Below are 22,274 nucleotides of genomic sequence, written 5' to 3'. Positions count from 1 at the left end.
TAGATGTTAGATTAAATTCTACATTAAAATAACATTATCTAATTTTCAAATTATCTAATTTTCAAATTGAAGAAGATGTTCAAAAAAATATTAATAGCCAATCGTGGCGAAATTGCAATGCGTATTTTACGTACTTGTAAAGAAATGGGGATCAAAACTGTAGCTGTATATTCTACTGCTGATAAAGACAGTCTTCACGTAAGATTTGCTGATGAAGCGGTTTGTATTGGTCCAGCAATGAGTAAAGACTCATATCTTAAAATCCCTAACATTATTGCTGCTGCAGAAATTACCAATGCAGATGCTATTCACCCTGGTTACGGATTCTTATCTGAGAATGCTAACTTTTCAAGAATCTGCGAAAAGAACGGAATCAAGTTCATTGGAGCTTCTCCGGAGCAGATTGAAAAAATGGGAGATAAAGCCAATGCTAAGGCTACCATGAAAGCAGCAGGTGTACCATGTGTACCAGGTTCTGATGGTTTAATTGAATCTTACGAGCATGCAGTAAAAGTTGCTGAAGAAACAGGATATCCTGTAATGATCAAAGCTACTGCCGGTGGTGGTGGTAAAGGAATGAGAGCGGTTTGGAAAGCTGAAGATCTTAAAGATCACTGGGAATCTGCCATTCAGGAAGCTGTAGCTGCCTTTGGAAACGGAGGTATGTATATGGAAAAACTGATCGAAGAGCCTAGACACATCGAAATTCAGGTTGCAGGTGACCAATTCGGTAAAGCTTGCCACCTTTCTGAAAGAGACTGTTCTGTACAGAGAAGAAATCAGAAATTAACGGAAGAAACACCTTCTCCTTTTATGACGGACGAACTTCGTGAGAAAATGGGTGATGCTGCTGTAAAAGCTGCAGAATTCATCGGATATGAAGGAGTAGGAACTATTGAATTCCTTGTAGACAAACACAGAAATTTCTATTTCATGGAAATGAATACAAGAATCCAGGTAGAGCATCCTATTACTGAGCAGGTAATTGATTATGACCTAATCAGAGAACAAATTCTTCTTGCTGCAGGAACTCCTATTTCAGGAATCAACTATTATCCTAAATTGCATTCTATAGAATGTAGAATCAACGCTGAAGATCCTTACGCAGACTTCAGACCGTCTCCAGGAAAAATTACAGGATTAAATATTCCTGGCGGACACGGAATCAGAGTAGACACTCATGTTTATTCCGGATATACAATTCCTTCTAATTATGACTCTATGATTGCCAAGCTTATTACTACGGCTCAAACCCGTGAAGAAGCAATTGCAAAGATGAGACGTGCTCTTGAAGAATTCTATATTGAAGGAGTAAAAACTACTATTCCTTTCCACAGACAACTAATGGATAATGAAGATTATCTTGCAGGAAACTACACTACAAAATTCATGGAGGATTTTGTAATGGACAGAAAATATGATAATCATTAAAAAATATCATTCATATAAAAAAGGCGTCTTGAGACGCCTTTTTTAGTTATAAACATTACAAAAATCTATCAACTTTTATGTCATTTTTAATAGGCTAACATAGAGAATATCCCCCTCATAAAAAGCAAAAACTCAAAGTAATTTTAATTTTGAACATAATCAAACGGGAAAAGTTATTTTTGTAATTACAAAAATCTTGTTGTAGTATAAATTCAAATTAACATAAAAGCGATGGCATCAGCAATACAAGAAAAATTAGCAGAAACTCTTCAAATTTCCATGAAGCGTGTAGAGGAGTTTTTGGAAATTTGCTACATCGTAAATTATGATAAAAACAAAATAATAGAACCTAAAAATGGAATTTTTGACCGTTTAGGATTCATTTTGAATGGTGCTGTCCGAATTTATTACATCAATGAAAAAGGAGAAGACATCAGCTATCTTTTGCAAGTAAACAATGATGTTATTGGTGATTATGCAAGTTATGTTACTGGGAGAAAATCAATAGCGGTTATCCAAACTCTTCTCAAAACAGAAGTTTTATATTTTGACAAAAAAGATATTGAGGCTTTGATTCAGAAGGATACTTTCTGGCTTGGATTAGCAAAACATATCTCCGATTTAGCATTTTTAGATGCAAAACAAAGGCTAGATGAATTATTTTTTTACACCCCGGAAGAGCGTTATCTTAATCTCCTGAAAAAGTCACCTGAAATCCTGAACAAAATTCCGCAGAAATATATTTCGTCTTATTTAGGAATTACACCACAGTCCCTAAGCAGAATACGAAAAAGAATTTACTAATTCAGAAATTACCTTAAGTGAACGTTATTGATCTTTCTGACCTCTAATTTTGTCTCACAATATAAATGTAATCAACAATGAAAATAGCAATTATCGGCGGCGGAATTGGTGGTTTAGCAACAGCTCTAGCCTTACAAAAAAATAATCTGGACATTACCATTTACGAAAGTGCCTCCGAAATAAAACCTGTAGGTGCCGGAATTATCATGGCCAATAATGCAATGCAAATTTTTGAAAAGCTTGGTATTCGTCACAAAATCGAAGAAGCCGGACACAAAATTTCAACTATTAAAATTACTGATCCACAGCTCAGGACCTTATCGGATGTACCATTGAAAAAATTTGAACATAAATATGGGGTACACAATATTGCTATACATAGGGGCGATCTACAAAGAATTCTAGCTGAAGAAATTGGTTTTGATAACATTAGACTCTCCAAACGTTTATCTAAAATTGAACAAGGAAACAGCTATTTATTAACTTTTGAAGACGGAACTACTGCTATTGCAGACGCCGTTATTGGAGCTGATGGCATTAAATCAGTAGTGCGACACCAAATTTTAAACATAGGAAAACAAAGATCTGCCAATCAAAAATGCTGGCGTGGCGTTTGTGAACTCGATTGGACAAAAAAATACAGCCATCAAGCCTATGAGGCATGGGGAAAAGGTAAACGCTTCGGCTTTGTCAGAATTAATGACCAACAACTCTACTGGTATGCTGTGGTTAACGAAAATTTGGTTAAATATCCTACCCAACTTGCAGAACTTTTTAATGAATTTACCTTAGACGTTCCCAGAATAATTTCCGAAACCCCAAAAGAAAAAATATTTGTCAATGACATTATCGATTTGGAACCAATTTCTCAATGGCAAAAAGATCGCGTTTGTTTGATTGGTGATGCAGCACATGCAACAACACCTAATATGGGACAAGGAGCTTGCCAGGCAATTGAAGATGCCTATGTTCTCGGAAAGCTTTTTGGTGAAGGGAAAAGTGTGGAAGAAGCTTTCAAACAATATGAAGAAATGCGTGTGAAAAAAGCGCATTACATTGTCAACACGAGTTCAACAATTGGTAAAGTTTCTCATTATGAAAACAGCCTGGCAGTTTGGCTTCGTAACACTTTATTAAAAGCAACTCCTAGCTCCACCAATGAAAAGCAAATGGAAAAAGTATTTGACATTTCATACTAAAAAGTAATAAATTTTGGACTAGATAAATGCAAAAGAGGCTCCTTGAAATAAAATAAATAATATGCTGAAGATTATCCTCAAATACATACTCATTGCAGGGCTCTTCTGGCTTACAATTCATTCATTGTACATCACTTATGATGGGCTTACAAATTGTAAACAAAAAGCAGAACTTGCCGTGGTTTTCGGGAATAAAGTAAACGAAGACGGCACTCTCTCTCCACGTTTAAAAGCAAGATTGGATAAAAGCATTGAACTCTATCAGAAAAAACAAATTAAAGAAATCCTGGTAAGTGGCGGCTTAGGGAAAGAAGGCTATTGGGAGGGTACAGAGATGAAGAAATATCTGATAAAAAATAAAATTCCTGCTCACTATATTCTTGTGGATAACTTTGGGAATACCACTGAGAAAACCGTTATCAATGCCGTAAAAATTGCTGATAGCCTCAAGTATACCCGTATTATTTCTGTTTCGCAGTTTTATCATCAAACCCGAATCAAAAAGTTATTCAAGGAGCATCATTTTAAAAATATTGAAAGCTCCAGCCCTGAATATTTTGAATTAAGAGATTTTTATTCTGTTTTCAGAGAGTTTTTTGCTTATTATTTATAAAGGAGCTTCACGAATAAACCTTATGAAACTTCATAAAAACATCAACAAAATATTAAAATGGATACTCATAGGAATAGCAGGTACAATTCTCCTCTATTTTCTTGCAAGTTTTATTGCTGTTTTCATGCTTACCTATTTCAGTTCATCCAAAAGAATTGAAAATAAGGGTGAGGAAAAAGTATTTGAAAAAATCAAAAGAGAGTATCATATTGAAGAGCTAGAACGATATCCAAAATATGAAAGAGAAATGAAAGATAAAGACACCATTACTTATACTTTATATCTCTACAGTAAAGATTTTTGCAATATCCAAACTGATTCTGTGAAAAAAAACTCCTTGAAAATTGCCAAGGAAATCAACACCGTAAATCTGGATCCGAAATTCCATCAATATCGTTTGGTATTCTGCTGCAAGCTTTATAATCCTGTTGGAACCGCGATTCACTATGCAAGAAAAGATCTTACACCATACAATATAGAATAAACTTTCCCACATAATTTCATACCTGCTAAAGATAGAATACCTGCAACAATTTATCTGCTAAGAAAATATTTTCGTTACGGGATCTTTTACCCTCAAAATACACTTTAACAGCCTCATTCTGCCCTATTCTACTTTTGTTTATTCATATCATTAATATTGCGTAAATTTGTCGAAAACCAACAATATGTCAACAGCAGAAACAACAAAAAACTCACAGTACTTTATTGACCTTGAAGACAAACACGGAGCGCATAACTATCACCCTCTTCCAGTAGTTCTGGACCGTGGAGAAGGTGTTTTCGTTTGGGATGTAGAGGGCAAGAGGTATTATGATTTTCTTTCAGCATATTCTGCTGTCAACCAGGGACACTCACACCCTGCAATTGTAGCGGCTTTGGTAGAACAGGCAAAGAAGCTGGCTTTAACTTCAAGAGCTTTCTACAACTCTAAATTAGGAGAATACGAGCAGAAGATCACCACTCTTTTCGGGTTTGATAAAGTGTTACCCATGAACTCTGGGGCTGAAGCTGTAGAAACTGCAGTGAAATTAGCCAGAAAATGGAGCTATGAAGTAAAAGGAATTTCTGAAAATGCAGCAAAGATCATCGTTTGTGAAAATAATTTCCATGGAAGAACAACAACAATTGTTTCTTTTTCTAATGATCCGGATGCCAACCAAAACTACGGTCCTTTTACCCCAGGATTTATCAAAATTCCTTACAATGACCTTACCGCATTGGAAGAAGTATTAAGCAGAGAAGCAGGAAACATTGCAGCATTCCTTGTAGAACCTATCCAGGGAGAAGCAGGAGTATATGTTCCGGATGAAAACTTCCTTAAAAATGCTTCTGAACTATGTAAAAAGCATAATGTTCTTTTTATTGCTGATGAAGTACAAACAGGTATCGCAAGAACCGGTAAACTGATTGCTTGTCATCATGAAAATGTACAACCGGATATTTTAATTCTTGGAAAAGCACTTTCAGGAGGAATGTATCCAGTATCTGCAGTATTAGCTAATGATGAGATCATGAATGTGATTAAGCCAGGACAACACGGATCTACATTCGGAGGCAACCCTATTGCCTGCGCGGTAGCTGTAGCAGCATTAGATGTAGTTGCTGATGAAAAATTATCTGAAAGAGCAGAAGAACTTGGCCAGCTTTTCAGAGCTGAGATCAATAAACTGATAGAAAAAACAGATCTGATTACTAAAGTAAGAGGAAAAGGACTTTTAAATGCTATTCTGATCAATGATACTCCTGAAAGCTCTACAGCATGGAACCTTTGCCTGCAGTTAAAAGAAAACGGATTATTGGCAAAACCTACTCATGGTAATATCATCAGACTTGCTCCACCATTGGTTATTACAGAAGAGCAATTGCTTGATTGTGTAAAAATCATCGAAAAAACGGTATTAGAATATTCAAAATAACATTGGTAGATATTATTATTCCAATCTATAGGGAAATACCTGAGGGAGATGATTTGATTGCTCTCAATCAGGTATTTCATATTTTAGGACAGTATAAAATCACTTTTATACACCCTAAAAGCCTCTCTCTTGAAGCTTATCAAAGCTTTAAGGCTTCTTTTCTCAGCTTCGATGATCACTATTTTAAAGGAATCTATGGGTATAATCAGTTGATGATGAGTTCAGAGTTTTATAAAAAATTTTCTGAAAAATATATACTAATTTATCAAACAGACTGTTTTATATTTAAGGATGAACTAAAATACTGGTGCCAGCAAGACTACGATTATATTGGAGCACCCTGGATACGAAGTGCAGAAAAGATTCCTTTTTTTAAATTAATTTTTGATAAAACCATTTCCGGAATTAAATCTCTGATCAATTTCAAAGGAAACGGAAAGTGGCAGAAAGATAAATCTCTACTCTACAATAATGTAGGAAATGGAGGCTTATCTCTAAGAAAGAGAGAAAAATTCATTAAGGTTCTTGAAGAAATACCGGAAGTAGTGAGTATTTATCTGGATCCTAAAAATTCAGGCCAATTTTATGCTGAAGATGTATTTTTCAGTATAGAACCGGAAAGAAATGGTATAATTTTTTCTAAACCTAATTATAAAGAAGCCTGTCTCTTCTCAATTGAGAATAAACAGGAGAAAGCAATGAACATCAATAAAGGAAAACTTCCTTTTGGCTGCCACAGATGGAATAAGGAGAAGGACTTCTGGAGACCTTATTTTTCTGATGCAGGATATTCAATATAGAAATGAGCGACTTTAAAGATAAAAGTATCATATTAGCAGTTCCAAACCATTTTGGATTGCCAAAGGTTTTTAAAAAAAATCTTGAGTACCTTGGTTTTAAAGTATTTACTGTAGAACATGATTGTTTACAAGTAAAACTGAGTGCTGAAGAGTCTTTAATTCATATTTACAAAAAGGCATTCAGCAATAACAAAACATTTAAAGCCAAAGTACTGGCCGAAAAAAAGGAACATCCCCAGCTGTTTTTTCTTGACAAAATCAGCCATGCCGATTATGCCCTGGTTATCCGCCCTGATTTATTCAGTAAAAATGTCTTGGCCAAAATTCAAAAGAAAAGTACCCTTACCGTAGCCTATCAATGGGATGGAATGCAGAGGTTTCCTCTGGCTGGAGAAACCATAAAATATTTTGACCGCTTTTTTGTATTTGACGAAAGAGATACTATAAGATATCCTCAGACCCAGCATATTCATAATTTTTATTTTGATTATCTGCCCACAAACTCCGAGATCAAACAGGATCTGTTTTTTGTAGGCACCTTTATGAAAGATCGTATAGAGGAACTTTGCAAACTTTCGATATTATTTCAGGAAAAAAATCTGAAAACCAATATCAATGTAATCTATACTAAAGAAAAGCATATCAAGAAGTACCGGGAATATCCTATAAATTTCACAAAAACCGGAATGAGCTTTGAGGAAAACATGAAAAATGCCAAAGCATCAAAAATTATTCTTGACTTTCAAAACACAGTTCACAAAGGACTTTCTTTCAGGGTTTTTGAGGCTATAGGATACAGAAAAAAATTAATCACTAATAATGAATTAGTGAAGGGATATAGATTTTATAATCCTAATAATATATTTCTGCTGAATGATGATAATATGTCTGAAATTACCAATTTCCTGGCAGAGGATTATATTGAATCTTCTGAAGAAACTTATCAGAGATATTCATTTAGTAATTGGATCCAAATTTTGTTCAGTCAATTTAATAAATAAGGCTCCATGAAAACCTCAGTTGCTCTTTGTACCTACAACGGAGAAAAATATATAAAATACCAGCTCGATTCTATTTTGCACCAAACGGTTCCAATAGATGAAATTATTATATGTGATGACGGCTCTACCGATTCTACTATTTCTATTTTAAATTCTTACCGGGAGCAATACCCCAGCATTTTCAAAATCCACACTAATGAAAATAATCTTCGGAGTGTAAAAAATTTTGAAAAAGCTATTTCATTATGCAGCCATGATATTATTTTTCTCAGCGATCAGGACGACCAATGGGTAGAGAATAAAGTGGAAACACATCTGCATTATTTCGAAGCACATCCAGACATTAATGTCATTGCCACAAATGGGTATTACATTAACGAAAAAGGCGAAAGCAGAGAAATGTATTCTTTCTGGGATCTTCCTGCTATTGCAAAATCAACTGATAAAAACTTCAGTATAAAGGAAACTCTTTCTAAAGTAACCAATATTGCAACAGGAGCATCAATGTCTTTAAGAAAGTCTTTTTTAAAGGAAATAATGCCCATTCCGGACTCTGAAGGTCTTCATCATGATGAATGGATCGCCTTCATCGCAGCCCAGAAAGATTCTTTTGTCATGTTGGACGAAAAACTCTTTTACTACAGGATTCATGAAAATCAGCAGATTGGCGGCGTGTTTTTTGAAAGGAATGATGAGTCTCTCCTGTTTCTTAAAAGAACATTTGGTCTTGTTCAGGATTTTAAAGGTCTTTCCAAATATATAAAACGCTTAAGCAGCAGTTATAAAAAAAATCAGCTGTACCTAAAGACCCAGCCTCATCATCATCAAATGATACAAAATAACATGAAGGAAATTGAAAGTATCTATACGGAGAAAGTACAATTAATGAAGAATCAGTTTCCCGTAAGATCAGCCATTTTGTTTCTTACCGATTTAAAAAATAAAAGGAGACTCTAACGTCTCCTTTTTACTTTTATAGCTTTGTTGTAATAAAAACAATATTATTATCTCCTAAAATTCCGTTTATGAGATTTCGTTCTCTGTTGAGAGCTACTTTAAACCCTATAAGCTCTAGCTTCTTCTGCATTTCTTCTGCAAAAATAGTGTATACCAGAATCCCTTCATCACTTCTTATTGGATCTCCGTGATATTCAGGCTCCATGGTATAAACAATGTTATTGTTATCATCTAAAAATGCCCTCACCTCATCTTTTTCTGTATTCTCATAATAAGGTACTGTAAAAACATGTGAGCCTCCTTTTTTTAAAACTCTGTGTACTTCATGAAAAGCTTTATAAGGATCAGGAATATGTTCAAAAACTTCAGTTGATACAACAAGATCCAATGTATTATCTTCAAATGGAATATTCATTAAATCTACATTTAAAATTCCATTCTTTTCTTTACCATGTGTTTCATAAGGTCCAAAATATTCACTACAAATATAATGATCAATATGTTTAAGGTAATGATGTAGGGCTCCATTGGATTCAACATTATAAATTCTCAATCCTGAATCTTTACTTATTTTCCTAAGACTGCTATACGAAGTATTATTTTTTCTATTTATTAGCTCTAAAATAATCTTAGACAAATGTCTTTTTCTGGAAATGGAATTACACTTTTTGCATGTGGCATCTTCTCTTAGATTATTCGTTCGTATTTTGATTTTTCTAATGCTTCCACAAACATTACAAAATATAAAACTGAAACCTATTCTAGTTAATTGTTTTTCTATATAATTTATCATGATTATTCAAACTTAGGCAAGTAACTTTATTTCTTATACAGCAATGAGATTAAATTAAGCACATTTTTTCCCTGTACTTCTCTTGAAAAGGGATATAAAGCCTTCTTTGAATTCTCTTTTAATGTATTCCACATTTCTTCATTGGAATACAATTCGAGAATATGATCGGCGAAAGCCTGTGCATCACTGATATCACTTACCAGCGCATGAATACCGTGTTGAAGGTTCATCCCCTCTACTCCTATGGGTGTAGTGACAATTGGGAGTTCATATTCCAGAGCCTGTCCTATTTTTCCTTTTACTCCGGCTCCGTATCGTAATGGTGCTACAAAAACCCTGGAGGACTCAAACCACTCATCAACTGTTTCCTGGTATCCAAGAATTCTTACTTTATCTGAACTGTATTTACGGGTAAGTTCTTCCGACAGTTCAGGGCCAATAACATTCACAAAAATAGAATCATTTTTTTCCCAGACCAGCGGCATGATATCATCTACAAGGAATTTTAATGCATCAAGATTGGGAAGATGCCTGAAACCTCCGATAAATAACAACCCCTCTCGGTCTGAAAATCCATTTTTATTAACTTGATCCAGTGTATGGAAATTACTTACCACATGCACTTTTTTAATATCGATTCCATTCTGGGAAACAATTCCTTTTTCTACATCACTGATGGCGGCCACTGCATCAGAAGTCTGCATCGCTGAATATTCAAGCTCCCTGGTCTTCTGATTTTTTCTCTCCATTTTCGGTGTGGTCGGCATATATTCTTTTTCCCTTTCAACCCTTAAATAATGAAGATCTACCATATCATAGATCAGTTTTTGTCTGGTGATATGACTTTTAAGAACTTTATACCAGTTTTTAAACCCGTTCGGTCTGAAAATCCAGATTAAATCAACCAATGGAAGTTTTTCAATAATCTGATCATTGATCTTGACAATTTTATTTTTAGGTGTCACAAAGTCCTGAAATACTTGAATCCCAAGAGACTCACAATATTCTATATATTTCTTGTCTGTTTCATTAAATGCAGGAATCCCCAACAATATTTTATGGTTGTTGGCAATAAGGATTTTGAAAATTTCATCCAGCCTTCTTGAACCACTATCCTGATCATACTTAGGCATAGATTCCTCAAGGAAAAGAATCGTAGGCTGCTGGAAATTCTTATAGACATTAAGTTGTTGTTTTTGATCGATCTTCAACCATTTCTCGCTTTCAAATCTGGAATTCCAGCGGTCTTTAAATTTTTTGGCATTTTTTTCTAGTAATTGTTCTTTATTGGAGTTTTTCCCTGTATAGCTGATATTTTCAAAATGAAGAATCTCAGATTTCGGCTGATAATAGATATCCAAATTCTGCACGTATTTCAGTCGCTGACAGAAATCGGTTTCTTCATAATAAGCAGGCAAGAATTCTTCATCCAGGAAGTTTAAATTCCCATGGATGTCAAGTCTTTTAAATAACAGGCTGCATCCTGAGCAATAATCCACTTTTCTTAAAAAATTGAATGATGGGTCATCAATAGAACTGAATCGTCCAAGATTTACAATTTCACAGTCTTTGAATATAAGACAGCCGGCTTCTTGAAGCGTATTATCCCCGAAAATCATTTTTGATCCTACAGCTCCTACCTTCTCTTTGGTTTCAAAAACCTCAAGAAGTGAGCTTAAATAATTCTCCTGAACTTCCGTATCATTATTCAGCAGGTATATATATTCACCTTTCGCTGTCTGAATCCCTTTATTGACATTTCTTAAAAAACCAAGGTTTTCAGCATTATTAATAATTGTAATTCCCTTGATTTTGTTCAGGTATTCCAAAGTCTCATCTGAGCTATTGTCATTGATAATGATAATTTCTCTGGAAACATTCAGATCATGTTGCTCAATGGTATAAAGACAGTTAAGGGTATATCTGATCTGATTATAAACAGGAATAATAATAGAAACCTGAGGTGTATGGGAATCGGTATTTAATTTGAATTCATAGCTTTTAAAGAAATCAAGATCAAAATGATTAATTTCGATTTTCCTTTTATTTTTTATGAATTTGTAGTCTTTTATTTTATTTTTGAAAAATCTTTTAATTCCCATTTTAAATTTATTATTTTGTCGGATCTAACCAATTAAGGAAACGAAATTAAGCATTTATTACAAATTATGATAGTAATAAGTCTGTTATCTTTACCCTGTGATTATCCATATTTTCACTTCTGTTAAGTATATTATGATGATGTTAATAGAAGTGTTATAAGATATCAATCTTGTAAAAATATAGTTTGAAGTTGTGTTAGCTCAAGAGTTCTATAATGCATTACAAAACTGTTTTTTTATGTCTAAGAAATACAAATGATAAACGAAAAAAGTGAGAATACAAATTATTAAACAGAGATCGTTTCTTTACCCAGGCAGGTCTTTATAAAAAGAATTACCAACAGATTAGTTCAAAAAAAGTATTCATATTATTATGAAAGAAAGAAAAATATATTTTGTATGCCCGTCAGTTTCAGTGCCGTTTGGGGGTATAAAGCAAATCTACAAATATGTAAATATTCTAAACAATCACGGTTATAATGCTGCTGTCTTGCTCAAGAAAAATAAGAAAAAAGTTAATATTTGGTATCCATTTACAAAGATTTCTTATAATTATGAGCTTATTAAGAATATTGAAAACAGCAGTAGCTCTAAAAATCATAAAAACAGTTTATACGAAAAATTAAAAATTTTCTTTCACCGTTTTTTTTCACCCCAAATAGAGAAAGATGCACTATTTGTTTTTCCGGAAATATATGGAAAATCATTTCATAAAACCATTCCCAATCATCAGTATGTAATCCTTAATCAAAATTGTTATTATACTTTTCAGGGTTACGGATATGATTATAGTGAGGAGAATCCTTATTTAAATAAAAACTGTATGGGAACTATTGTAGCATCAGAAAATGCGAAAGAGTACTTTGATCTTGTTTTTCCTTCTCATAATTTATATAAAGCACGTTTAGGAATTGATACTCAAGTCTTTAATTTTGGCAATAAAAAAAAGCGAAAAATTGCTTTTATGCCAAGGAAACTTTCTGAGGATTCTTTGCAGATTATTAACATTATAAAAGCACGCAAAAAATTGAATGATTGGGAGTTTTTTCCAATTGATAATATGGATGAAAAAGAAGTTGCACAACATTTAAAAGAATCTGTTTTTTTCTTAAGTTTCAACCATAGAGAAGGTTTTGGACTTCCTCCTGTAGAAGCAATGTCTTGCGGGTGTTTTGTAATTGGATATTCCGGGCAAGGGGGAAAAGAATATTTCAAAGAAGAATTTTCTTGCCTCATTGAGGAAGGTAATATTATTGATTTCGTTGAGAAATTAGAACATTACGCTTTAGAATATAATACGAATTCAGAACTCTTTTTTGAAAAGGGTAAAATAGCATCACAATTTGTTTTAGAAAACTATTCCCTAGAAAATGAAACAAAAGATTGGATCAATATATGGGAAAAGATAATTTCATAAGGTTACAAAATTAGTTTTTGTAAAAAGTAAAACCTGTGAAATAAAATATTCATCAAACTCCAATAAAGTTCAAACAAAAAAATAGACTAACCTTTCGGTCAGTCTATTTTCTATATTTATTTTTTATTTGCCCAGACTATACTTCCATCATTATTGTATATCACAATATTACCATCATTCTGAACTGAAAGTCTATCAATATTTGAAGAACTTACCCCAGTACTGTATACAGGTCTATTTGAAGAGTCATAAACTACCAGATTTCCATCGTCCTGAAAAATAGCACTTTTTCCTCTTCCGGCTGTTGCACTAGACCAGATATCATTTTTAAATCCATTACTATACATTACTAAATTGCCATCTGTTTGGAAGATTAAGTAATAGTTATTATTTTCAGAAAATATTTTTTTGCCTTTTACAAATCTAAATCCTTTGTAAATATTACCTCTACTATAACTTCCGGTATTGTCTGAATTCCAATTAGAATTTCCATTAGAATTATCATTAGAAGACCATAATGCATTTCTTCTTCTGTTATAAATTACCAGGTTACCGTCGTCCTGCATTTCAAGGCTGGTTGCATTTTTATTAACTGTATTTGTACTAAATACAGCATTTCCCGAGAAATTATAAACTACAAGATTGCCATCATCCTGAAAAACTGCTCTCGCACCCTCTCCTTGTGTTTTAGAATCCCATTTCGGTTGGTTCCTACGATTGTAAACCACCAAATTTCCATCATTTTGAAAAGTCAGAAAATACTGTCCATTCTGAGATTCATACCTTCTATCTTTTATCAAATTAGTACCTCGTGTAAAACTTTGGGCCATCATGCAAATACTTGCAAATAGACCAAACATTACAAATAAATTTTTTCTCATAATTTAATTGATATATTTTAATATATAAAGATAAATAATAAAAATCATTTTTCTATTATCTACCTTCCAAAAGTCTCTCGCTCGGCTAACAAAAATTCAATGGCAAGAGCTTTTCGTTTTCTCAATACAAAATATTAACGAATTTATTTTCTCTACTTTAATGAAATTTCCACAAAAAAGCATTAACTCCTGGTTTATTTCGACAATATAATTGAAGTTTAACTCAGAAATTTATTTTTAACATACCTATTATTCATTAGAAAAAAATTGACAAAAAATTGCAGTCATATCAAATCCGGTAAATCAATTTGAAGCCCAAAACTTCTGATTTAGAAAATAAAAATCAATTTATACTAAATGCACAACAGGTTTAAATATAAAAATCGGAAAATACACATTCAGAAATCATCTCCTAAACACATAATTTTAAGTAAATTTGCAAAAATTAAAATTGAAATGGAGAAAGTAAGAGTACGTTTTGCTCCAAGTCCTACAGGACCTTTACACTTGGGAGGCGTAAGAACCGCATTATATGATTACCTTTTTGCTAAAAATCAAGGGGGAGAATTTGTGTTGAGAATTGAAGATACAGATACCGCAAGATATGTAGAAGGTGCTGAAGAATACATTGAAGAAGCTTTAGAATGGTGTGGAATCATCCCTGATGAAAGTCCTAAGAAAGGAGGAAAATTTGCCCCTTACAGACAATCTGAAAGAAGAGATATCTATGACAGATACACAGAGCAGATCTTAAAAACAGATTATGCTTACATCGCTTTCGATACTGCGGAAGAGCTGGACGCTGTTCGTGCAGAATATGAAGCAAGAGGTGATGTTTTCTCTTATGATAATAAAACCAGAAACCGTTTAAGAAACAGTCTTGCCCTTTCTGAGGAGGAAGTTCAGCAATTACTGGATGAAAAAACACCTTATGTGGTAAGATTCAAAATGCCTGTAGACAGAGTCTTGAATCTTGAAGATATCATCAGAGGGAAGTCATCTGTAAATACGAATACGTTAGATGATAAAGTTCTGGTAAAAAATGATGGAATGCCAACATACCACTTCGCGAACATCATTGATGACCACGAAATGGAGATTTCTCACGTAATCCGTGGTGAAGAATGGCTGCCATCTTTAGGATTACATACTTTATTATATGAAGCAATGGGCTGGGAAGCACCACAGTTTGCTCACCTTTCTTTAATCTTGAAGCCTGAAGGAAAAGGAAAACTGAGTAAAAGAGATGGTGATAAATTCGGATTCCCGGTATTCCCGCTTGATTTCAAAGATCCTGCAACCGGTGTTGTTTCTAAAGGATACAGAGAAAACGGATATCTTCCTGATGCTTTCATCAATATGGTGGCTTTACTAGGATGGTCTCCTGCAGATGATAAAGAAATTCTTCCTCTGGATGAAATGATCAAGGAATTTGATCTTCATAAAGTACATAAGGCAGGAGCAAGATTCAGCAAAGAAAAATCAGAATGGTTTAACCATCAGTATCTTCAGATGAAATCAGATGCCGAGCTTCTTGAGATGATTAAAAATTCCGGACTAGATCTTTCTCATGCTTCAGATGAAAAGCTGCTAAAAGTAATTCCTCTGATGAAAGAAAGAGCTACTTTCCCGAAAGACATTTATGAAAACGGAAAGTTTTTCTTTGAAGCACCAACATCTTACGATGAAAAAGCTTCGAAAAAAGCATGGAATGATGAAACTTCGGCTATTTTAGGAGAATTAGCTACTCTATTTGCCTCTACAGACTTTACTGCAGAAATATTAAAGCAAACTATGCATGATTTCGCAGAAAACAAAGGTTTAGGGATGGGTAAAGTAATGATGCCACTGCGTTTGTCTTTAGTAGGAGAATTGAAAGGACCAGATGTTCCTGACATTCTGGAAATCATTGGAAAAGAGGAAAGTATCGACAGAATAAGCAATGCTATAAATAATTTTAAATAGAATTACCATAATTTTTCATACATTTGAAAGATTTAATTTACTTCAAGAAATGGAATATTTAAGTTTCGAACTTCCTATCAAAGAATTGATGGACCAATACCAGACGTGTTCTTTAGTAGGAGAAGAAAGTGGTGTTGATGTAAAATTAGCATGCAGCCAGATTGAGGATAAGATTTTAGAAAAGAAAAAAGAAATCTATAGCAATCTTACACCTTGGCAAAGAGTACAACTGTCCCGTCACCCAGATCGTCCTTATACTTTGGACTATATTCACGGAATGGCAGACAAAGGCAGTTTCTTAGAACTTCACGGAGACAGAAATTTCGCTGATGACCCGGCAATGATTGGAGGATTGATGACCCTGGATGGTCAGAGAGTAATGATCATAGGGACTCAAAAAGGAAGAACGACTAAGGAAAGACAGCACAGAAGATTCGGGATGCCAAATCCTGAAGGATACAGAAAAGCTTTAAGACTAATGAAGCTTGCTGAGAAATTCAACATTCCTGTAGTGACTTTAGTAGATACACCGGGAGCTTATCCAGGATTAGAAGCTGAAGAAAGAGGACAAGGGGAAGCTATTGCAAGAAATATTTTTGAAATGGTTCAGCTGAAAACTCCGATCTTCACTTATATTATTGGAGAAGGAGCTAGTGGTGGAGCATTAGGAATAGGTGTAGGTAACAAAGTATATATGTTAGAAAACACATGGTATACTGTAATTGCACCAGAAAGCTGCTCTTCTATCTTATGGAGAAACTGGGATCACAAGGAAGATGCAGCTAATGCATTAAACCTTACTCCACAGGATGCTCTAAGAGAAAAGTTCATTGACGGAATTATTGAGGAACCACTTGGTGGTGCTCATTATGATCAGGAGACAACTTATCTGAACTTGAAAAATTCTATATTACAAAATATCAAAGCTTTCTCCAAATTTACAGGACAGGAGCTTGAAACCCAGAGACAGGATAAATTCATTGCGATGGGTCAGTTTAAAGGATAAATAGAAAAGGTTAAGAAAATATTTCTTAACCTTTTTTACTTTAGTTTTCTTCCTGATTAATCAGCGACATTGAGTGCAATCTCTATATCCTGAGTAATTTTCTTTAGTGAAGAATATTTGGCGTCACACACCATTGTCGTTAGTACATATTCTCCTTTATCAATCAAAATAAAGTTTTCTCCTCTGGCAGGAACACTTAAATTATAATATTTTTTACCATTTATTTTTACGATCAGGTTGCAGCTTGACCTGTTTTTAATATTCACATATGCCTCATTTTTATTAATATCATTATTAAAAAGATGCGTCAGCATGGCTGCTGTTTTTTTATTGGCTTCACTGGGCTCAGATTTTACCGAAGAGCCCGCACTTTTTGCAGTGCCTGCAGAAGCATAACTTGCCAATCTTTCTTCTTTCAATGCATTGATTGCATTATTTACTTTATCAGTATTTTTGGTGTTCTTTTCTACGGATGCTTTATTGGCAGCCATCACCTTTCCACTATTCAGCTCATTATTTTTAACAATATTTTCTATTTTTTCTTTGCTGATTGGCTTTATAGTAGGTTTTGCTTCAGGAGAATTATCTGCCATAATAATATCCATGAGTCTTTTTTTGAAGAAATCGTTTTTTGCATGCCCAGGATTCTGCTTAATAAAACCAGCGATCACCCTTGCCTCTTTTGAGGACTCTGCCTCTTGTTCCGTATAAATAATTACGGTTTCTTTTTCCACTACAGCCTTAGATTTTGTTTTTTTCTTTTTTTGAGAAAAACCAAGCGCAAAAATGCATACAAAAAGGAGGAGGAAGATTTTTTTCATTAATCAAATCTTTAAAATAGTATTAAATATATTAATAACGTGAAAAGTCATTTTTTAGTTTATCATTAAAATCATTATCTTTGCACTGCTCTAAAAATAAGCTAAAAATTAATACTAATCTTAAATAAAAAAATAATAGATATTATGTCTTATACACCAGTTGCTGCAGACGTAGCTAAATTAAGAAACCAAACAGGTGCAGGTATGATGGACTGCAAAAAAGCTCTAGTTGAAGCTGAAGGAGACTTCGAAAAAGCGGTAGATATCCTTAGAAAAAAAGGACAAAAAGTTGCTGCTAACAGAGCTGACAGAGAATCTACTGAAGGAGCTGTAATCGCAAGAGTAAATGAAGATAACACTTTAGGTGCTATTATCTCTTTAAACTGTGAGACTGACTTCGTGGGTAAAAACGAAGCTTTCATCGAGCTAGCTTACGAATTAGCTGAAATGGCAATCTTCGCTGCTACTAAAGAAGAATTATTAGCTACAGATTTCCACGGAATGACTGTTGCTGAGAAATTAATCGAGCAGACAGGTGTTATTGGTGAAAAAATCGAAATCGGTACATTCGAAAGAATTGAAGGTCCATTCCTAGGAGCTTACATCCACGCTGGAAACAAAATTGCTGCAATCACTTCTCTTTCTGCAAAAGTAGACGGAGCTGACGAAGTTGCTAAATCTGTTTCTATGCAAGCTGCTGCGATGAACCCAATCGCTCTTGACGAAACTAAAGTTTCTCAGGAAACTATCGACAAAGAATTAGAGATCGAAAGACACAAACTTACTGAAGAAGGTAAGCCTGCAAACATCATCGACAATATCTTGAAAGGTAAAATGCAGAGATTCTACAAAGACAACACTTTGGTACACCAAGATTTCATCAAGGATTCTAGTATCTCAGTTGCTGACTATGTAAAATCTGTAAACGCAGATCTAAAAGTAACAGGATTTATCAGAGTAAGCCTATAATCCAGCTTTTAAAAATATATAATCCCGGTGAAAATCTCACCGGGATTTTTTTATGGATTACCTTAATGAATATGAACGCAAAATGAAGCAAATTTTAACTATTCAACAATTCTAAAGCAAATCAAGATTCCAAGTTTTTTTTATATAAAATTGTGAGTATTAATACTTAAATTTGCGGCCCTTATAGTAACGCATGAAAAAATTTCTACTCGCTTTTTGCACTTTTTTTTGTTTATTAGTAAATGCCCAATTGGACACAGAACACTGGTTTGCCCCTATGTCTGCAAGCAGTCTTCAAGGCAATCCCAAAGGCTATCTGTACCTGTCTACTAATGAAACAGTACCTTTTACAGTACAGATCTTTAATAACAACAGTGTAATTGCCACAGTACAACTCAGCAAAGGAAATCCTGTGGCACAGGCTATTTCCAATAATATGATGATTGCTTCTACCGCATCCAATCTGTTTAAATCTGTATCTATGGGGCTGCATGTGAAGGGGAGTAAGAAATTTTTTGCCAGTTACAGGTTTGCTGTTCAGGATCAGGCAGAGTTTATTACTTCAAAAGGCTTAGCCGGTCTTGGAAAAACCTTTTTTACAGGAGTTGCACCCAATACAACAGCCAAGCCATATGTAAACGCTACTATTGGGATTATCGCGACAGAAGATAATACTACGGTAACCTTATCCGGATATAACCAGAATGTAGTTTTCTCCGATTTAATATCAGCTCCCTCAAGAACTTTTATCCTTAATAAAGGGAAATCATATATTATTGAAGCACAGAGCAATCTGAATCCTAACAACTTAAAAGGGCTGGTAGGTGCTAAAATTGTTGCTGACAAACCTATCTCTGTAACCAATGGAAACTTTAACAGTATCTATACCACTAAGAATAGTACCAATGTTGATGTATTGATGGATCAGGCTGTTCCTGTTGAAAGATTAGGAAAAGATTTTATCATGGTAAAAGGAAACGGACCTTCGAATTCAGGGATGGAAGCGGCTTTAGTTATTGCCACAGTAGACAATACCAAACTTACAGTAAACGGAAATCTTCTTAACAGTATTACCCTTAATGCAGGAGATCATTATTTGGTACAAGGAACTTATTACACCAGCCAGGTTAACGGAAACTTTAACATGAGTATTTCTGCAAACAATAACGTTTATGTATATCAGCTCCTTGCCGGAACTTCCTCTGGAAATATTTATGCTACAGGAGGAATGAACTTTATCCCGCCTTTAAGCTGCTTTTTACCTACAGAGATCAATGAGATAGGACGTATTAATGAAATAGGGACAGATTACTTTAATGCAAGACTCAATATCATCACCCAAACAGGAGCAATAGTAACAGTTAACGGAAATCCGGTTACGGCCAACGGACCTGCACCTGTAGATGGAAATCCGAATTGGGTGACCTACTCTATCCCAAGTGTATCAGGAAATATTACAGTGAAATCAACAAAACCTGTTACTGCTGGGATTGCAGCCGGAAACGGAGCTGTAGGATATGGTGGATATTTTGCTGGCTTTTCTTCTATCCCAGTAATTACTAAAACGGGAGACTGCTATAATGGAATTCATCTACAGGTGGAACCTGGTTATGACGATTATAAATGGTACTTTAACGGGACTGAAATCATAGGAGCTACCACCTTTACTCTCGATCCGGACTCCTATGGTTCGGGAATCTATACCTGCAAAATCACTAAAGATAACTGCGAAACAAGACTTACTGCGGAATATGACTATACAGCATGTCCTCCTATTACAACCACAACTTATCATATTGGTTCATGTAATACCCAGGTAATTACTCCGGCGTTTACCCATTCAACTCAAACTGTGGTTCCTGCCAATACCAGTATTGTGGCACAGCCCACTAATGGAACAGTTGCAATTAATCCTACAACCGGGCAAATCACTTATACTCCTAATCCAGGTATGACTGCAGATTTCACAGATACCTTCACTTATTATATTCAGGGAGATGGAACCCCTGCTGCCTTTGAGTATTTTAAAATTGTAGTGAATGCACATGTTTTAAAAGTAGCTAATGATGTTCTATTTTCTTGTGCAGCATCCAATGGAGATGGCACGTACAACCTGAAAGCAGCCAGCATTACTTCAATTCCAGGAATTACAGTAGATTACTTTACTAATGCTAACTTAACCGGACCTATTGCCAATCCTGCAAATTATATCGGGCCTGCAGGAACAGTATATGCCAATGTAACGTCTTATGGATGTTCTAAAGTAGCAACCATTACTTTAAATACATTTCCAATCCCTGTTATCAACACCACCAACTTCAATGCGAACAGCTGTGGAAGTGATCTCGATGGAAGTGTTCATATCAACTTTAACAATGTTACTCCACAGATTGTGGCTAATTCAGCTAATTTTACAGTAAATTATTACCTTAATCAGGCTGATGCTATTGCCGGAAACAGCAATACCCTTCCTGTAAACTGGTCCTATACAACAAATACTACGGTATATGTAAGAGCAACAGGAAATACAGGCAACTGTCCGGCAGTCTTAGGTCAAATTAATTTTACCTTAGGGAATAAAGTTTCTTTGATTACGGATAACGCTAAAGCTGATATCTGTGATAATGATATTAATGGTTCAGAACCCGTTAACCTGAATGATTATAAAGGGTTATTCACCATTGATCCGAATGTTATTTTATCATTCTATACTTCCGCAACTGATGCCCAGACAGGAACTAATCCAATCTCAGCATCACAGGTTATTACCTCTACAGGAGGTATTTTCTACATAAGATTCCAAAATACTACAGAATGTGCTAATACAGGCGTTTTAAAACTTACTTTAAAAACACCTAAAAAATCAGCAACCCTACAGGATCAGGTGATCTGTTCCAATGAAAAAATCCTTTTAGATGCAGGATCTGGATTTACATCTTATTTATGGAGCAATGGTGCCACTACCCAAAGCATCAGCGCTTCTGCCGGTAATTATTATGTAGATCTTGGATTTAACGGGTGTATATACCGTCAGCACGTTAAAGTTACTACCGCCCAATCTCCTGTCATTTCAAAAATAGAGGTGTCCAGTACTACAGCTACTGTTTATGTAACAGGTGGAACACCTCCTTACAGGTATTCATTGAATGGTATTGATTATCAATCTTCTAATGTTTTCAATGGATTATCAAGAGGTACTCATACGGTTTATGTGCTGGGCTCAGACGGATGCCGTCATGTCACTAAAAACTTTCTGATTGTTAATATTATCAATACGATTACCCCCAATGGAGATGGCATTAATGATACGCTGAATTATTCAGAGCTGGGAATAAAGCAAAATGTATCAATAGAAGTTTCGGATCGATATGGAAATCCCATGTATAAGTCTTCTGACAAAAATTATATCTGGGATGGAAAATCAAATGGAAGAAATCTTCCTACAGGAACTTATTGGTATGTTATAAAATGGATTGAACCAGACACGCAATTACCAGTTTCATATTCAGGATGGCTTTTAATTAAAAATCGGGAATAATTTTCAACTTTTATTTACATTTTATTAAAAGTATTTGAATTTTTATTTTAATTTTGTA

The 22,274-nt window shown here is 34.6% G+C and carries 18 protein-coding genes; 14 read left to right on the top strand and 4 right to left on the bottom strand.

The features are described 5' to 3' along the window. The first annotated feature begins 75 nt into the window (after nt 1-75). The 9 genes from accC (at nt 76) to AC3HD6_RS11720 (ending at nt 8,724) form a co-directional block, all read left to right on the top strand. Nucleotides 76-1,431: an acetyl-CoA carboxylase biotin carboxylase subunit gene (accC, locus tag AC3HD6_RS11760; RefSeq protein ID WP_068944864.1), complete on the top strand. Its 1,356-nt coding sequence runs from the start codon at nt 76-78 to the stop codon at nt 1,429-1,431. 231 nt (nt 1,432-1,662) lie between these two features. Continuing rightward, nucleotides 1,663-2,235, top strand: a complete 573-nt coding sequence (locus tag AC3HD6_RS11755) for a Crp/Fnr family transcriptional regulator (protein ID WP_488896513.1) — start codon at nt 1,663-1,665, stop codon at nt 2,233-2,235. 77 nt (nt 2,236-2,312) lie between these two features. Next, nucleotides 2,313-3,434 (top strand): FAD-dependent monooxygenase, encoded by a 1,122-nt coding sequence (locus AC3HD6_RS11750; RefSeq protein WP_488896512.1) that lies wholly within the window; start codon nt 2,313-2,315, stop codon nt 3,432-3,434. 61 nt (nt 3,435-3,495) lie between these two features. Beyond that, nucleotides 3,496-4,047, top strand: coding sequence for a YdcF family protein (locus AC3HD6_RS11745; protein WP_488896511.1), 552 nt, complete (start codon nt 3,496-3,498; stop codon nt 4,045-4,047). A 22-nt stretch (nt 4,048-4,069) separates the two neighbouring features. After that, nucleotides 4,070-4,531, top strand: coding sequence for a hypothetical protein (locus AC3HD6_RS11740; protein WP_488896510.1), 462 nt, complete (start codon nt 4,070-4,072; stop codon nt 4,529-4,531). A 184-nt stretch (nt 4,532-4,715) separates the two neighbouring features. Continuing rightward, the gene (gene rocD / locus AC3HD6_RS11735) at nt 4,716-5,966 is read left to right on the top strand and encodes an ornithine--oxo-acid transaminase (RefSeq protein WP_488896509.1); all 1,251 of its coding nucleotides are present in this window, start codon (nt 4,716-4,718) and stop codon (nt 5,964-5,966) included. 2 nt (nt 5,967-5,968) lie between these two features. Next, entirely contained in the window at nt 5,969-6,766 is a 798-nt protein-coding gene (locus tag AC3HD6_RS11730; protein WP_488896508.1) for a DUF5672 family protein, read from the top strand. Between the two features lie 2 nt (nt 6,767-6,768). Continuing rightward, nucleotides 6,769-7,767 (top strand): WaaS/CpsH family glycosyltransferase, encoded by a 999-nt coding sequence (locus tag AC3HD6_RS11725; RefSeq protein WP_488896507.1) that lies wholly within the window; start codon nt 6,769-6,771, stop codon nt 7,765-7,767. A 6-nt stretch (nt 7,768-7,773) separates the two neighbouring features. Beyond that, nucleotides 7,774-8,724, top strand: a complete 951-nt coding sequence (locus AC3HD6_RS11720; RefSeq protein WP_488896506.1) for a glycosyltransferase family 2 protein — start codon at nt 7,774-7,776, stop codon at nt 8,722-8,724. 16 nt (nt 8,725-8,740) lie between these two features. On the opposite strand, the gene AC3HD6_RS11715 is transcribed toward AC3HD6_RS11720, so the two are convergent. Further along, the gene (locus tag AC3HD6_RS11715) at nt 8,741-9,517 is read right to left on the bottom strand and encodes a methyltransferase domain-containing protein (RefSeq protein WP_488896505.1); all 777 of its coding nucleotides are present in this window, start codon (nt 9,515-9,517) and stop codon (nt 8,741-8,743) included. Between the two features lie 26 nt (nt 9,518-9,543). Further along, the gene (locus tag AC3HD6_RS11710; RefSeq protein ID WP_488896504.1) at nt 9,544-11,619 is read right to left on the bottom strand and encodes a glycosyltransferase; all 2,076 of its coding nucleotides are present in this window, start codon (nt 11,617-11,619) and stop codon (nt 9,544-9,546) included. 373 nt (nt 11,620-11,992) lie between these two features. On the opposite strand from AC3HD6_RS11710, the gene AC3HD6_RS11705 reads away from it, so the two are divergent. After that, a complete protein-coding gene (locus tag AC3HD6_RS11705) occupies nt 11,993-13,036 on the top strand; it encodes a glycosyltransferase (protein WP_488896503.1) in 1,044 nt (347 codons plus the stop codon). A 116-nt stretch (nt 13,037-13,152) separates the two neighbouring features. Here the strand turns inward: AC3HD6_RS11705 and AC3HD6_RS11700 are convergent, their stop codons facing one another. After that, nucleotides 13,153-13,917 (bottom strand): hypothetical protein, encoded by a 765-nt coding sequence (locus AC3HD6_RS11700; RefSeq protein ID WP_488896502.1) that lies wholly within the window; start codon nt 13,915-13,917, stop codon nt 13,153-13,155. A gap of 456 nt (nt 13,918-14,373) precedes the next feature. Between AC3HD6_RS11700 and gltX the strand changes: the two genes are divergently transcribed. Both gltX and AC3HD6_RS11690 read left to right on the top strand, forming a co-directional pair. Beyond that, nucleotides 14,374-15,882 (top strand): glutamate--tRNA ligase, encoded by a 1,509-nt coding sequence (gene gltX / locus AC3HD6_RS11695; protein ID WP_488896501.1) that lies wholly within the window; start codon nt 14,374-14,376, stop codon nt 15,880-15,882. A 49-nt stretch (nt 15,883-15,931) separates the two neighbouring features. Beyond that, a complete protein-coding gene (locus AC3HD6_RS11690) occupies nt 15,932-16,888 on the top strand; it encodes an acetyl-CoA carboxylase carboxyltransferase subunit alpha (RefSeq protein WP_123857973.1) in 957 nt (318 codons plus the stop codon). Between the two features lie 56 nt (nt 16,889-16,944). Here the strand turns inward: AC3HD6_RS11690 and AC3HD6_RS11685 are convergent, their stop codons facing one another. After that, entirely contained in the window at nt 16,945-17,709 is a 765-nt protein-coding gene (locus tag AC3HD6_RS11685) for a DUF6759 domain-containing protein (protein WP_488896500.1), read from the bottom strand. A gap of 144 nt (nt 17,710-17,853) precedes the next feature. On the opposite strand from AC3HD6_RS11685, the gene tsf reads away from it, so the two are divergent. Both tsf and AC3HD6_RS11675 read left to right on the top strand, forming a co-directional pair. After that, the gene (gene tsf, locus AC3HD6_RS11680) at nt 17,854-18,678 is read left to right on the top strand and encodes a translation elongation factor Ts (protein WP_068944942.1); all 825 of its coding nucleotides are present in this window, start codon (nt 17,854-17,856) and stop codon (nt 18,676-18,678) included. A gap of 250 nt (nt 18,679-18,928) precedes the next feature. Beyond that, a complete protein-coding gene (locus tag AC3HD6_RS11675; RefSeq protein ID WP_488896499.1) occupies nt 18,929-22,216 on the top strand; it encodes a T9SS type B sorting domain-containing protein in 3,288 nt (1,095 codons plus the stop codon). Nucleotides 22,217-22,274: the final 58 nt, after the last annotated feature.

The organism is Chryseobacterium sp. II3a (genome assembly GCF_057815135.1).
Note: the sequence above shows the minus strand (reverse complement) of the source record. Positions and strands in the feature narration are given on the sequence as shown.